General features: G+C 50.1%; 7 protein-coding genes and 2 tRNA genes. 7 read left to right on the top strand and 2 right to left on the bottom strand.

What is annotated here, in order from left to right; translation table 11 throughout:
• Positions 1–53 precede the first annotated feature (53 nt).
• Both QK890_RS16880 and QK890_RS16875 read right to left on the bottom strand, forming a co-directional pair.
• A tRNA-Asn gene (locus QK890_RS16880) sits at positions 54–127 on the bottom strand.
• A 27-nt stretch (positions 128–154) separates the two neighbouring features.
• Positions 155–228, bottom strand: a tRNA-Asn gene (locus tag QK890_RS16875).
• An 82-nt stretch (positions 229–310) separates the two neighbouring features.
• Between QK890_RS16875 and QK890_RS16870 the strand changes: the two genes are divergently transcribed.
• The 7 genes from QK890_RS16870 (at position 311) to QK890_RS16840 (ending at position 16,108) form a co-directional block, all read left to right on the top strand.
• Complete coding sequence (locus tag QK890_RS16870; protein ID WP_005781950.1) at positions 311–1,300, top strand: adenosine kinase; 990 nt, start codon at positions 311–313, stop codon at positions 1,298–1,300.
• Positions 1,301–1,344: 44 nt separating this feature from the next.
• A complete protein-coding gene (locus tag QK890_RS16865) occupies positions 1,345–3,030 on the top strand; it encodes a S41 family peptidase (protein WP_220576140.1) in 1,686 nt (561 codons plus the stop codon).
• Between the two features lie 193 nt (positions 3,031–3,223).
• Positions 3,224–6,061, top strand: a complete 2,838-nt coding sequence (locus tag QK890_RS16860) for a hypothetical protein (protein WP_032539161.1) — start codon at positions 3,224–3,226, stop codon at positions 6,059–6,061.
• Between the two features lie 177 nt (positions 6,062–6,238).
• Positions 6,239–8,530, top strand: coding sequence for a beta-glucosidase BglX (gene bglX / locus QK890_RS16855; RefSeq protein ID WP_220576142.1), 2,292 nt, complete (start codon positions 6,239–6,241; stop codon positions 8,528–8,530).
• A 1,102-nt stretch (positions 8,531–9,632) separates the two neighbouring features.
• On the top strand, positions 9,633–12,629 hold the full coding sequence (locus tag QK890_RS16850; RefSeq protein ID WP_367627474.1) for a SusC/RagA family TonB-linked outer membrane protein: 2,997 nt from the start codon (positions 9,633–9,635) through the stop codon (positions 12,627–12,629).
• A gap of 137 nt (positions 12,630–12,766) precedes the next feature.
• Positions 12,767–14,275 (top strand): RagB/SusD family nutrient uptake outer membrane protein, encoded by a 1,509-nt coding sequence (locus tag QK890_RS16845; protein WP_220576151.1) that lies wholly within the window; start codon positions 12,767–12,769, stop codon positions 14,273–14,275.
• A 537-nt stretch (positions 14,276–14,812) separates the two neighbouring features.
• Positions 14,813–16,108 (top strand): glucoamylase family protein, encoded by a 1,296-nt coding sequence (locus tag QK890_RS16840; RefSeq protein WP_032539165.1) that lies wholly within the window; start codon positions 14,813–14,815, stop codon positions 16,106–16,108.
• The last annotated feature ends 59 nt before the right edge of the window (positions 16,109–16,167 follow it).

Here is a 16,167-nt window from a genome sequence, read left to right as displayed (position 1 = left end):
TTCTCACAATGTAAAAACAAAAAAGGTCCGCCGTAATGACGAACCTTTGTTTGCTCTTCCTCTTGGACTTGAACCAAGGACCCTCTGATTAACAGTCAGATGCTCTAACCGACTGAGCTAAGGAAGAATTTAGCAACTGAGAATTTGAACTTTGCTCTTCCTCTTGGACTTGAACCAAGGACCCTCTGATTAACAGTCAGATGCTCTAACCGACTGAGCTAAGGAAGAATGATTTGTTTTTCTCAATTGCGATGCAAAAGTAATAGGATATTTTGAAATATGCAATATCTTTGCAAAAAAAATTAGTGAAATGGATAAAATAATTGGATTGGGCAACGCCCTGGTAGACGTACTTGCAACCCTGAAAGATGATACACTCCTTGATGAAATGGGATTACCCAAGGGAAGCATGCAACTTATTGATGATGCTAAGTTACAGCAGATTAACGAACAATTCAGTCAGATGAAAACCCACTTGGCGACTGGTGGAGCAGCGGCAAATTCCATACTTGGACTCGCCTGTCTGGGTGCCGGAACCGGTTTCATCGGAAAAGTCGGAAATGACGCTTACGGAAACTTTTTTCGGGAGAATCTGCAAAAAAATGGTATCGAAGATAAATTATTAACGTCTGATCTGCCGTCGGGAGTCGCTTCTACTTTTATTTCTCCGGACGGAGAACGTACTTTTGGTACTTATCTCGGTGCTGCTTCTACGCTGAGAGCCGAAGATCTGACACTGGATATGTTCAAAGGTTATGCTTATCTGCTTATAGAGGGATATCTGGTACAGGATCACGATATGATTCTTCATGCCATTGAGTTGGCAAAGGAAGCCGGTTTGCAGGTTTGCCTCGATATGGCAAGTTATAATATTGTGGCAGGCGATCTTGAGTTCTTCTCTTTATTAATAAATAAGTATGTAGATATTGTTTTCGCCAATGAAGAAGAGGCAAAGGCGTTTACGGGTAAAGAAGACCCGAAGGAAGCCCTTGAACTGATCAGTAAGAAATGCAGTATCGCCATTGTAAAGGTAGGTGGAAATGGTTCTTACATCCGTAAGGGTACGGAGGAGATCAAAGTAGAGGCCATTCCTGTAGAGAGAGTGATCGATACGACGGGAGCAGGTGATTATTTCGCTGCCGGATTTCTGTACGGGCTGACTTGCGGCTATTCTTTAGAGAAATGTGCAAAGATTGGTTCAATTCTCTCCGGAAATGTTATACAGATAGTTGGAACCACGATTCCTTGCGAGCGTTGGGATGAAATAAAGTTAAATATTAACGAAGTTCTGTCAGAGTAAGCAGGCAATGAGTTACTTTTACGTCTCATTTTAACGAAAAGTGTATGAAAAAGTTTCTGAATAGACGAAATGGTGTCCTGTTGGCAGCCGCATTGGTTGGCGTAGCATTCTTTAGTTTCAAGAGCGGTGACGACCGCAATTTCCAGATTGCTAAGAATCTGGATACCTTTAATTCTATCGTCAAAGAACTCGATATGTTTTACGTAGATACGCTCGATCCGAATAAGACGGTTCGTGAGGGGATCGACTATATGCTCTCGTCACTCGATCCGTATACGGAATATTATCCGGAGGACGACCAGGCTGAACTGCAACAGATGTTGAATGCTTCGTTCGGAGGTATCGGATCTTTGATCACGTACAACCAGAAACTGAAACGTTCGATGATAGCCGAGCCTTTTGAAGGAACCCCTGCTGCTAAAATCGGACTGAAGGCAGGCGATATCCTGATGGAGATAGACGGAAAAGATCTGGCGGGAAAAAACAACCAAGAGGTGAGCCAGATGCTCCGGGGTGCAGTAGGTACGAGCTTTAAGCTGAAGGTAGAGCGTCCGGACGAAAAGGGTGGCACCCGGCCGTTGGAGTTTAATATTGTACGTCAAACCATCCAGACTCCGATGATTCCTTACGATACCATCTTTAATAAAAATGTAGGTTATATCAATCTGAGCACCTTCTCCGGTACTCCTTCCAAAGATTTTAAGAAGACATTCCTGAGACTGAAGAAAGAGGGCATCACCTCGTTGGTGATTGACCTGCGCGGAAACGGTGGCGGACGTCTGGAAGAAGCGGTAGAGATTGCTAATTTCTTTTTGCCCCGCGGCAAAGTGATCGTGACTACCAAGGGAAAGACCAAACAGGCCAGCAATACGTATAAGACATTGCGTGAACCGCTGGATCTCGATATTCCTATTACCGTATTGGTAAACGGAGGCACTGCTTCCGCGTCCGAAATCCTTTCGGGAGCTTTCCAGGATTTCGACCGCGCCGTGATTGTGGGAAGCCGTACGTTTGGAAAGGGATTGGTGCAGACCACCCGTCCGTTGCCTTACGGAGGTGTGATGAAACTCACGACTTCTAAGTATTATATCCCCAGCGGACGTTGCGTACAGGCCATCGACTATAAACACCGCAATGAGGACGGCAGTGTAGGTATCATCCCCGACAGCCTGACTACCGTATTCCATACGGCAGCCGGACGTGAAGTTCGCGATGGTGGAGGTGTGATGCCGGATATCGAAGTGAAACAGGAAAAGTTGCCTAATATCCTCTTCTATCTGGTGCGCGATAACCTGATCTTCGATTATGCAACGCAGTACTGCCTGAAGCATCCGTCCATCCCTTCTCCGCAGGAGTTCAAGGTGACCGATGCCGACTATAACGACTTCAAGGCAATGGTGAAGAAAGCCGACTTCAAGTATGACCAGCAGAGTGAGAAGATCATGAAGACGCTGAAAGAGGCTGCCAAGTTCGAAGGGTATCTGGATGAAGCATCGGAGGAGATCAAGGCACTGGAGAAGAAACTGACTCATAATCTGGACCGCGATCTCGATTACTTCTCAAAAGACATCAAGTCGATGATTGCCGATGAGATCATCAAGCGTTACTACTATACACGTGGAGGGATCATCCAGCAATTGAAGGATGACGATGGGCTGCAAGCCGCTCTCAAGATATTGGCCGATCCGGTCAAATACAAAGAAACTTTGAGTGCTCCGGTAAAGAAATAATAAATGGGGCTGTGTCAAAAGTCTTTTCACCACAGATTACACTGACTTTCACGGATTATCAACATCGATAATCAATGACTTAAAATTCACTTTGTGTTACTCTGTGTCCTCTGTGGTGAAAACAAACTATCAACGTCCGATAAGATAGCTCTGCTTTTTCCGCACAAAGAATTTTTCTAAAGACGACTGACTGATGAAGAATCTGTTATTGTTCCTTGTTTTTGTTTGTACTCTTTCTCTTCCTTGCTGGGGCAACCCTGTCCCTTTTTCACCTATTGTCCGCAATTATTCTGTCCTCGACTATAATGCCGGTAACGAAAACTGGGCCGTTGCGCAGGACGGGCGGGGCGTCATGTACTTTGGCAACAACAGCGGACTGCTTCGGTATGACGGAAGCCGGTGGAAGCTGTTTCCTTTGCCGGCGTCGGGCATTGTGCGTGCCGTTTACGTGGCTTCCGACGGGCGTATCTACGTCGGATCGTTCGAGGAGTTCGGTTATTTTGAAGAGAACGACCTGAACTTACTGGAATATCATTCCCTGAAAGATCAGGTGAAAGGGTTCAATTTTCACAATGACGAGATATGGACTATCGTGGAGCAGGGAGGGAACATCGTCTTTCAGTCATTCGGTTCATACTTCATATACGATGGCACGACGACGAAAGGAGTCCGCTGCCATGAACTGCCCCTGAATCTGTTCCGGGTAGGGGATACGGTTTATTCCCAACTGATCAATGCAGGTGTTTGTGTCTTTACGGGTGATAGGTTTACTCCGTTGATCTCCCGACAGGAGTTGGGCAACAGCGACGTACTGGCAGGTTTGCCCTATCCCGGTGGAATGTTGTTGCTGACCCGTAACAGCGGTGGATATCTTTATACCTCCTCCGGCATTCGTCCCTGGCATACAGATTGTGATGAGGAGTTGAAACGCCATACCGTCAATCGGGCAGTGATGACGAAAGACTCTTGCTACGTGATAGGAACCATCTCCAACGGGCTGTATGCCTTCAGTAAAGAAGGACGCCTGCTCTGGAAAGAGAACGCTGACAACCAGTTGGAGAATAACACTGTCCTGGGGCTGTATTGCGATATAGACAATAATATCTGGACAGCCCTCGACAACGGCATTGCCTACGTGCGCAACAATTCTCTGATTTATCATTTCGAGCCGGTGCGTCGCAAGGTCGGAATGGTGTATGACGTGCTGGTACGCGAAAAGGATGCCTATATCGCTTCCAACCAAGGGTTGTACCGGCTTGAAGATAACCTCCTGGAACTGGTTCCGGGACTCGAAGAGCAGGCATGGACCATCGGCGAATGGGGCGATCAGGTGCTTTGCGGACACAATAAAGGTACTTTCCAGATTAAAGGCATGCAGGCCCGGCTTCTTTCCGACGTACGGGGAGCTATGTGTATGCGGCAGGCGCAGATCGGTGGGGAAGAGCTCCTGATACAAGGTACCTACACTTATCTGAATATTTATAAGAAGAATGCTGCCGGTGAGTGGTACTTCTCCAATTCGGTGCGCAACTTCAGCCACATGGCAAAGAACATCGAAGTGGATCCTCACGGCAACATCTGGGTGCAGCACATGCGCAAGGGGCTTTACCGGGTGCGTCTCGATGAAGCGTTGAAGCAGGTGACGGACCTGAAGCAGTACGACTCTCTGTCGGGGAATCCGGGCGGGCATTGTTACCTTTTCAAGGTAAACGGACGTGTCGCCTTCTCGGACGGGCGGAACTTCTACACTTATGACGACATGGCGGATTCCATTATTCCCTACAAAGCGATGAACGAACAGTTGGCCGCACTCCGGGATATCCACACCGTCACCGCCATGAAAGGCGATCTGTACTGGTTTCTCAGCGACCGCGAGGCCTGTCTGGTGAGATGTACCGTGAACGACTTTAAGGTGGAGCGGAGAATACCCTTCTCCATGTTTGGCAACCTTCCCATCGAGGGGCTGGCCCGGATGGTATACGACAAGCGGAATGATTGCTCTTACCTCTGCCTCAATAACTCCTTTGCCCGTATCGCTGCCGACAGCACCGGGCTGTACAAGTCCCGTGAGCAACCGTCTTTATGGATCTCCGGCTTTTCGGCATTCAACGAGCAGACGGGCGAGCGGCTGCAACTTCCGGTTTCGGGAGATGATGAGATAGCCCCCGCTTTCAACAATGTAGGCATCTCTCTTGCCTATCCCGTTTACAATGATTTTGCGTTTCATGTGCGTTACCGCCTCGAGGGGTTGTCCGGCAAGTGGATCGAGGGACTTCCCGATTTGCAGAAAGACTTTACCCGGCTGCCATTCGGTTCTTATCGCTTCCGTGCCGAGGTGTACGATGACGGCGGGGTGGTTGCTGCTGTCGAACTGCCTTTCCGTATCCTGCGTCCCTGGTATCTTTCGTACGTAGCCATTGCCGTTTACGCTCTCTCCGGGCTGGCATTTCTGTTGGGGCTCCTTTATGGGGTCTACGTCTATACCAAGAAGAAGAAAGATGCCGTCATCGACCGTCAGCGCGCGCACCATAAAGCAGAGATAGAGCAGCAGGAAAAGAAGATCATGGCACTGGAGAAGGAGCAACTCGAGGCCGACCTCCGCTTCAAGAGCAAAGAGCTTTCGGGCGTGGTGATGACCAACATCGCGCATCAGGAGTTCCTGAGCTCGCTGAAAGAGGAGTTGCAGCAGCAGAAACTCTCCGGGCAATATACCCGCAAGAACCTGGATAAGCTGCTTTCGATGATCAATCAGAATATTGTCTCCGACGAAGAGAGCTGGAATATGTTCCAGTCCAACTTCGACCGGATACACGAGAATTTCTTCCGGAACCTGAAAGAAAAGTTCCCTGACCTGACTTCCGGCGATTTGCGCCTGTGCGCGCTGCTCCGGCTCAACCTGCCGACGAAGGAGATTGCGAAGCTGATGAACATTTCCGTAAGGGGTGTCGACGCTGCCCGCTATCGTCTGCGCAAGAAGTTGGGGCTTCCTCCGGAGAGCAGCCTGACGGATTTTATGATCTCCTTCAAGTAGTTGGAAATTAAATGATTGATATGAAAAGAAGTACTAATGCAGTACTTCTTTTTTTGTTTTTTCGGGTTTGTAGTATTCTTGCCGTATGGATAAATGGAAGGCATTTGCCGGAGATTCGCTTTATTTGTACCTGCAAAGTCGGAACATTCATAAATAGATACTAAAACTGTAAAGACCATGAAACATTTTGTACGAAGAATGCAGGCGTTCGCCGCTTCTTTGGTCATAGTGGCCGCCGGGGTACAGGCGCAAAAGGCTCCCCGGGATATGGACCGCTTTATCGACCAGTTAATGAAAAAGATGACGCTGGAGGAGAAGATCGGCCAGCTCAACCTGCCCGTGACCGGAGAGATCACTACCGGACAGGCAAAAAGCAGTGATGTGGCCAAACGCATCCGTAACGGAGAAGTAGGGGGACTGTTCAACCTGAAAGGGGTAGAACGCATCCGTGAGGTCCAGCGGCAGGCGGTGGAGGAGAGCCGTCTCGGTATTCCCCTGTTGTTCGGTATGGACGTGATACACGGATACGAAACCATTTTCCCTATTCCTCTCGGCTTGTCGTGCACTTGGGATATGAAAGCCATCGAGGAGTCCGCCCGTATAGCCGCCATCGAGGCCAGTGCCGACGGTATCTCGTGGACATTCAGTCCGATGGTGGACGTCAGCCGTGACCCGCGCTGGGGACGTGTGTCCGAGGGGAACGGCGAAGACCCGTTCCTCGGTGCTGCCATCGCCCGTGCCATGATACGCGGGTATCAGGGAAAGGACATGAGCCGTAATGACGAGATAATGGCTTGTGTGAAGCACTTTGCCCTTTATGGCGCATCTGAGGCGGGACGTGATTATAATACGGTAGACATGAGCCGCCAGCGTATGTTTAATGAATACATGCTGCCCTACCAAGCCGCGGTCGAGGCAGGTGTCGGAAGCGTGATGGCCTCGTTCAACGAAGTGGACGGTGTGCCCGCCACCGGCAGCAAATGGCTGATGACCGATGTGCTGCGCAAGCAGTGGGGTTTCGGCGGATTCGTGGTGACGGACTATACCGGTATCAACGAGATGATCGATCACGGTATGGGTGACCAGCAGACAGTTGCCGCCCTTGCTCTGAATGCCGGGGTCGATATGGATATGGTGAGCGACGCCTTCAGCGGTACACTGAAGAAATCGGTGGAAGAAGGCAAAGTATCGGCAGCTGCCATCGACGCTGCCTGCCGCCGCATTCTGGAAGCAAAGTATAAGTTGGGACTGTTTGACGATCCTTATAAGTATTGTGACGTAAGCCGTCCCAAGAAACAGATTTTCACCAAGGAACATCGTGCCGTTGCCCGTAAGACGGCTTCGGAGAGCTTTGTACTGCTGAAAAACGAAGGTGTGTTGCCACTCAGCAAGAAGGGTACCATTGCCGTAGTCGGTCCGCTTGCCGATACCCGTTCCAACATGCCGGGCACCTGGAGCGTGGCTGCCGTACTGGATAATGCTCCTTCGCTGGTCGAAGGGCTCAAAGAAGTAGTCGGTAACCGTGCGGAGGTGGTAACCGCCAAAGGAAGTAATCTGATAGGCGATGCCGAATATGAAAAGCGCGCCACGATGTTCGGACGCGAACTGCACAGAGATAACCGTACGGATCGCGAGCTCCTGGACGAGGCACTGAAAGTGGCTGCCAAAGCCGATGTCATTGTCGCCGCGCTGGGCGAATCATCCGAGATGAGTGGAGAGAGCAGCTCCCGTACCAATCTGGAAATGCCGGACGTGCAGAAAGCGCTGTTGCAGGAATTGCTCAAAACAGGAAAACCCGTTGTGCTCGTACTCTTCACCGGCCGCCCGCTGGTGCTTACTTGGGAGGAGGAACACGTGCCTGCCATCCTGAACGTATGGTTCGGAGGGAGTGAAGCCGCTTATGCCATCGGTGATGTCCTTTTCGGTGATGTCAATCCCAGTGGAAAGCTGACCGCTACTTTCCCGCAAAATGTGGGGCAAATCCCATTGTTCTACAATCATAAGAATACCGGCCGCCCGTTGCAGGAAGGACGTTGGTTCGAGAAGTTCCGCAGCAATTACCTCGATGTGAGCAACGAGCCGCTCTATCCGTTCGGTTACGGATTGTCCTACACAACGTTTGCTTACAGCGATATCCACCTGAGCAGCACAGAGATGAGTGCCGACGGAGAACTGACGGCAACCGTTACCGTCACCAATACCGGCAGTCGCGACGGTGCAGAGGTGGTTCAGCTCTACATCCGTGACCTGGTGGGCAGTGTCACCCGTCCGGTGAAGGAGCTGAAAGGTTTCGAGAAGATTTTCCTTAAAGCCGGAGAGTCCCGCAAAGTCAGTTTCAGCATCACACCGGAATTGTTGAAGTTCTATAATTATGATTTGCAATTTGTTTGCGAACCGGGCGACTTCGATATAATGATCGGCGGAAACAGCCGGGATGTGAAAAAGGCAAGATTCTTGCTGAGGAAATGAAACTGTGAATAAGAGTTTACCGCAGAGGGCACGGAGTCTTATAGAAAAGCTTTTTCTTTCAAATATCCTATAAACTAAAGATAAAAATTCGGTGAGGCTCTGTGCAACTCTGTGGTGAATCAAGCGACTATCCAACTCTTTCCTTCTATAGATATTCCCAGTACGTTAATTGGCTATCAATTACTGATTCGCATGAATAATATAGAAAATAAGATTGCATTTTCAATTTATTGTTTTATCTTTGTAGAATTATAAGATAAACCTAACTTTAATCTCCGTCACAATAAAATCCAGACTTAAAAAAGACTTAAAATCAATTCATTCATATTTACATTATTATTTAGGAAACCGCTACTTGTAGCGGTTTCTTTTTTGTACAAAACAGGAAAATTGCAAAAATGTCATTTAGATGCCTATATATCGTCACTTAAGCGGTGGCGAAACATCGCCTAAGCGATGATTTTTAAGGGGTAAAACGACTCCAAATGACTATTGGTAATTAGTTATAACATTCTATAAGGGAAAAATTTGCTCTTAAATTGATACAAAATGAAGAGCTGCTTTCCTCTCTTTCACTACCCGTCTCTTTCATCCGGAAAGAATCCGTTCCTAAACCAGACAAGTCTATTATTTTTATCTTAGAATATAGTAAGCGGAAAGATTCTCTCTTCTATTAAAGTCTATAGCGTAAATACTTCATAGCGGATATAGAAATAAATATGATTCACCACAGAGGACACAGAGGACACAGAGATTAATCAGCTGCGCTCTATCTGTTTTCAGATATAAGAACAGATAAAGAACAGATCAGAATAATATGCCCTCTGGTTCTTCTGTCTAAATAAAAACTCTGCGTCCTCTGTGTACTCTGTGGTGAATTCTAAACTGAATAGCCTCGACCCCTCCCAACCGTTTCATTTCCTTTCCTGAAACCTCTTTTTATTTTATTGAATATTAATTAATTATATCACTTTGTAGTAGGGATGCAGTACTCCGGAAATCCCGTTTTTTTCTTCATGGTACTCTTGTAGTACCCCTTTTTTTGACTTACATCAATTTACCTTCTAAGTTTGCAGCAGAATTTTAAATCAGTACCAAAACGATGAAAAAAAATCTGTTTACCCTATGTATGATGTTGCTGCTTTCTACGCTTTCTTTTGCGCAAGGCAGCCTGACCATCTCGGGTGTTGTCACCGAGAAGAAAACAGGAGAGCCTATCATTGGCGCCAGTATCCTACTGAAAGGGCAATCGTCCGGAACTATCACGGACTTTGACGGCAACTATTCTATTTCAGGTATCCCGTCGGGCGCCACTCTTGTTTTCAGTTACATCGGCATGAAAGCACAGGAGGTCAAGGTAACCGCCTCTTCAAAGCTGAATATCTCTCTTGAAGAGGACAATCAGCTGTTGGACGAAGTAGTTGTAGTCGGTTACGGCGTGCAACGCAAATCCGATCTGACCGGTTCGGTAGGCACGGTGAAGAGCAAAGACCTTACGAAAGTAGCCACTCCCAATGTGGCGAATGCCCTTCAGGGACGTGTCTCCGGTGTCTATATCTCAGCCAACGGTGCTCCCGGAAGCTCGCCCGAAGTGCGTATCCGCGGTATCGGTACAACGAATAACAGCAACCCCCTTTATGTGGTGGACGGAATGTTTATGGATGACATCTCTTTCCTGAGCACACACGACATCGAGTCGATGGAGGTGCTGAAAGACGCTTCGGCAACCGCCATGTACGGTTCGCGCGGTGCCAACGGTGTAATCATCGTTACCACCAAGCAGGGGACGGAAGGAAAAGCGGTGGTGAACTTTACGGCCAGCGAAGGATTCCAGTTCAACAACAGCAGCTTCGAGATGGCCAATGCCACCGAATATGCTACGCTGCTGAACGAAGCACTGGTCAACACGGGCGGAAAACCCAAGTTTGACGACCCTGCTTCACTGGGCAAAGGAACCAACTGGTTCGACGAAATCTTCCGTGTGGCTTCCGTACGCGACTATCAGCTCAGCGTCAGCGGCGGGTCGGAAAAGGTGCGCTACAACCTCAGCGCGGGATATTACCAGCAGGACGGCATCATCACCGGAAACACTTACAACCGCTTCACCCTGCGTGCCAACAATAGCTACAAGATCAGCAAACGACTGACCATCGGGCACAACCTGTCGGCCTCTTTCAGCCATAAGAAAAACGAAAACAGCGCGGTGGTGAAAGCCGCCTACACCATCAGTCCCGTGAAGCGTCCCTACAATGAGGACGGAAGTTTCATGGATTCCGAAAGCGCTTCTTCCGCCAATCCCGTCGCTACACTCCATTATACGAACAATGACGACTGGAAAGAACGCATCGTGGGCAGCGCCTTCCTGAACTGGAATATCCTGAACGGGCTTGACTTTAAAACCAGCCTCGGCATCGACTACATCAATGGACGCCGCCGCAATTTCGTGCCGAAATACTACGTTTCGGAAACACAGAAGAACGAAACCAACAGCCTCTCCAAAACCTGGGACCGCGACTTCACTTGGCTGTGGGAGAACCTGTTGACTTATGACTGGAAGATCAATGACAAGAACCGGCTCAACCTCTTGGGAGGTATCACGGCGCAGAAGCGTGTTTATGAATTGCTGGAAGGCACCGGACGCGACTTCTTCTCCGATAACGAAAACTACTGGTATCTCGACCAGGCTTCGGCCAGCTCCAAGTCGGTAGCCAACAACGGATACCACGAAACAATGATGTCTTACCTCTTCCGGGCCAACTATGCGCTGATGGACCGCTATCTGCTGACAGCTTCGGTCCGTGCCGACGGTTCGTCTAAGTTCGGTCCCAACAACCGTTGGGGCTACTTCCCCTCAGTGGCTGCCGGATGGAGGATTTCGGAAGAAGCATTCCTGAAAGACCGCGTGCAATGGCTGAGCAACCTGAAGCTCAGAGGAAGCTGGGGACAGATCGGTAATGATAAAATAGGTAACGACAAATACCGTGCGCTTGCCAATATCTCTCCGTCTTACGATGCCGTGTTTGGCGGCGTGTTCTATCCCGGCGGAACCATCACGTCACTCTCCAACCGGAGCATCCATTGGGAACGTTCGGAGCAGATGGACCTCGGTTTCGACCTCGGACTGCTGAACAACCGCTTTTCACTGGAACTGGACTACTATCGCCGCGATACGAAAGACATGCTGGTGACGGTAGACGTACCGGCTTCCGTAGGCCTCACCCCGGTAGAAACAAACGTAGGGGCGGTGCGCAACAGCGGTGTGGACTTTACCGTGAAATGGGAAGATTCGCTGAAGGACTTCCAGTACGGCATACGCCTGACCGGAACGACGATCAAAAACGAAGTCATCAGCCTGGGAGGTAAACGCATTGCCAGTGGTGACATTGGTGCCGGAAAATCCGTACAGATGACCGAAGAAGGAAAGCCGATTAAATATTTCTATGGTTACAACGTGATCGGCATCTTCCAGAACGAAGGGCAGATCAAGGAGTACGACGAGCGTGCCGCCGCTGCCACCGGAAATTCCGGACAACAGTATCAGAACAACGTAGGTCCCGGCGACCTGATATACGAAGACGTGGACGGTGACGGATATATCACCGCCAACGACCGTAAGGATCTGGGCAGCCCCACTCCCAAGTTCATCGGCGGTCTGGGCATCAGTGCTTCCTGGAAAGGATTCGACCTCTCTATCGACTTTCAAGGCAACTTCGGAAACAAGATATTCAATGCCAAGCAGGTAGAACGCTTCTCCGGTTCGGACAACTGGGACCGCTCCTTCCTCGACCGCTGGACACCCGAAAACCCGAATACCATGACACCGCGAATGACCTTGGAAGGCAACAACTATCAGGTGTCGAGCCGCTACGTAGAGAGCGGTTCGTACGTGAAGCTGCAAACAGTCGAGTTGGGATATACCTTCCCGAAGTCATGGATGCAGAAGGTATCCGTGCAGAACCTGAGAGTATACTTCTCCGGCAACAACCTGGCCTACTTTACCGGCTATAACGGCTTCACACCCGAAGTACTGGGCGGAATCGACCGCCAGATCTATCCCGTGACAGCTACCTGCCGCTTCGGGCTGAACGTTACTTTCTAATATTAAATGATATAGACATGAATACGATTCACCACAGATTACACCGATTAACACGGATACTTTAATCTTATTACCAATGAAATAATTATTAATCGGTGAAAATCTGTGTAATCTGTGGTGAACCCAAAACCATTACAATGAAAAAGATATATTCAATATTACTGGCTTCGGCACTGACCTTTTCTTCCTGTGCCGATTTCCTCGATGTGGATTCGCAGGGGAAACTGACCGAGGACGTCTTCTTCGGCGAAGAAGAAGGCGCGTTGATGAGTATTAACGCCATCTATACCCAACTCCGGGCGTGGGACATCATCGGGTTCTCATGGTTTGCCATCACCGAGCTGCCCGGCGACAACTCCGATACGGGCAGTGAGCTGGCCGACGGCAGTGTGGCACGGCTGAACCTGTTTAACGATTTTACTTACGATGCCTCTACCGCCGAGATCAACGGCTGGTGGGAAGGCAATTATAAAGCTATCGCTTCGTGCAATGTGGCTCTGGACAATCTGGGCGCGGTGAAGAACGAAGAACTCCGGGTGAAGTGCGTTGCTCAGGCCCGTTTTTTCCGGGGATTCTTCTACTTCAATCTCGTACGTGCTTTCGGCGGGGTGCCTTTGGTGACGAAGGTGTTGCAGCCCGGCGAATACAACCAGCCCCGGGCAACCGAAGATGCCGTCTATCAACAGATCATCGAAGACCTTACCTATGCCGCCGAGCATCTGCCTACCCGTCAGGAGTGGGGTGCGAAAGAGTCGGGACGTGCCACCAAGGGAACGGCCGAAGGACTGCTGGCTAAAGTATATCTCTTCCGCGGGGACTATGCCAACGTGAAGAAATACACCGGTCAGGTGATTGCCCGCGGCGAGTACAGCCTGCACCCGGATTATCGCGACCTGTTCAATCCTAACTCTTACTATTCGGACGAAGTGATGCTCGCCGACCAGTACCTCTGGGGCGAATCGACCGAACGCAACCTCGAATCGGAGTATGTGAAGTGGCAGGGCATTCGCGGCGTGATGGGCTGGGGGATGTTCTCTCCTTCCGAAGCCCTCGACCAAGCCTATGAAACAGGAGATCCGCGACGTACGGCAACCATCTTCTACGATGGAGAGACACTGGAGGGAAAGGGCGAGATCCATTTCAAGAAAGAAGTGCCGCCCCGTGCCAACAAAAAGACCATCTGGCCTACCGGTTACTGGAACGAGAATTCGTTTGCCAAACAGAATTGCCACCTGATCTTTCTGCGTTATGCCGATGTGCTGCTGATGTATGCCGAAGCCTGCAACGAATTGGGTGAAACCCGGGAAGCCCTCGATAAACTGGAGATGGTGCGCGCACGTGCCCGCAGAACAGTACATCCGGCGGATATGACAGTGGGGCTGCCCGAGATTACGGAAACCGGTAAAGAGAAGCTCCGCGAGATCATCTGGAACGAGCGCCGCATCGAGCTGGCTTTGGAGGGACACCGTTTCTTCGACCTGATCCGTGCGGACAAGGTGGTGCCGGGCTATGCGGAGAAGATGATGAAGGCACACGGGAAGACAAACTTCTCTATAGCAAAGCATGCTACATTCTTCATTCCGCAGAAACAGGTGGATATTTCGCAAGGGGTTCTCAAAATCTCATCCCCCGGCCCCTTCTTTTAACCTTTAAGAGAAGGGGAGGAGGCTGCGCGATGGAGATACGGCGTTCCGCCGTCGAAAGGGGACTGCGTCCCCCTTGCCCCTGTGGGGATTCCGAAGTGCGGTAGAGATGGCGGCCTCCGCCGCCCCGAAGGACAGTGGGGAGTAGGCAGAGCTGGGTGAGAGAGGAAAGGTAGGTTTTCTTTTCTTTCGGTCTTGTACTTACTTCTAAGTTTGTGCTTGTGTTTAGCTTTGCGTCCACTCTTGGGTTTGCGTTCACCCCGACTTTATGTTCACATTCAATTAAAAAGTATATATATAACCAGTTCATTTAAATAGAATCATTCCAATACTATCAATTCCATGATTACACCCGGCGTCCTCCCCACCGTCCTTTGGGGCGGCGGAGGACGCCATCCCCTCTGCACTGCGGAATCCCCACAAGGGCAAGGGGGACACAGTTCCCTTTCGACGGCGGAACGCCGTATCTCCACCGCGCAGCCACCTCCCCTTCTCTTAAAGGTTAAGAGAAGGGGCCGGGGGATAAGATTTTGAAACATTATGAAACATACCCTATTATTTCTTCTTCTGATCTGTGCCTCCTCGTTGCAGATCACCGTTGCAGGCAATCGTCCGAAACTGACCGACGACGAGTTGATGACCCTTGTCCAGAAACAAACCTTCCGTTATTTCTGGGATTTTGCCCATCCCGAATCCGGCCTGGCGCGTGAGCGCAGCAACGACCGTCTGGAAGTTGCGACGATCGGCGGTTCCGGCTTTGGCGTGATGGCAATTATAGTCGGAGTGGAGCGCGGCTTCATCACCCGTGAGCAAGGAGCAGAACGTCTGCTCAAGATAGTAGAGTTCCTCAACAAAGCCGACAGCTATCACGGCATCTGGGCACATTGGATGGACGGTGCAACCGGAAAGACAATCCCCTTCAGCCGTAAGGATGATGGTGCCGACCTGGTAGAATCCGCCTTCATGTTCGAAGGACTGCTGGCAGCCCATCAGTACTTCGACCGGGATACTCCCACTGAAAACCGGGTGCGGGGACTCATCAACTCCCTCTGGCATCAGGCCGAGTGGGACTGGTTCACCCGTGGAGGTGAAGATGTACTCTACTGGCACTGGTCACCCAATAACGGCTGGGCAATGAATCATCAGCTGAAAGGGCAGAACGAGTGCCACATAGCCTATGTGCTGGCTGCCTCTTCACCTACTTATCCCATCCGCGAATCGGTCTATCATAAAGGATGGGCCAACTCGATCACCTTTAAGAACGGCAAGGAGTTCTACGGCATCCGTCTGCCGCTGGGCACCGACTTTGGCGGACCGCTCTTCTTCACCCATTACTCTTACCTCGGACTCGACCCGCGCGGGCTTAAAGACCGCTATGCCGACTACGGTGAGCAGATGAAGGCGCATACCCTGATCAACCGTGCCTATTGCATCGACAACCCGAGGAAGTACAAAGGATACAGCCGCAAATGCTGGGGACTGACGGCAAGTGACAACCATCTGGGCTACTCGGCGCATTGCCCGCAGAACGATCTGGGAGTGATCACTCCGACCGCGGCCATCTCTTCTATTCCTTATACCCCGGAACATTCTCTGGAAGCTATGCGTTACTTTTACGAAGAGCTGGGCGACCGCCTTTGGGGAGAATACGGCTTCAAGGATGCCTTCAACCTGACCGAGAACTGGTTTGCACCTTCTTATCTGGCCATCGACCAGGGCCCTATTGTGGTGATGATTGAGAATTACCGCACGGGGCTGATCTGGAAACTGTTCATGAGCCATCCCGATGTGCAGAGAGGGCTGAAGAGACTGGGGTTCAGTTCAGAATCAAAATAAATAAGATAAAGGTTCACCACAGAGTAACACAGAGTCTCACAGAGAAGTTTTTTCTTTTT

The organism is Bacteroides sp. NGMCC 1.200775 (genome assembly GCF_040798045.1).
Classification (GTDB): domain Bacteria; phylum Bacteroidota; class Bacteroidia; order Bacteroidales; family Bacteroidaceae; genus Bacteroides; species Bacteroides hominis.
This window is presented reverse-complemented; position numbering and strand designations above follow the sequence as displayed.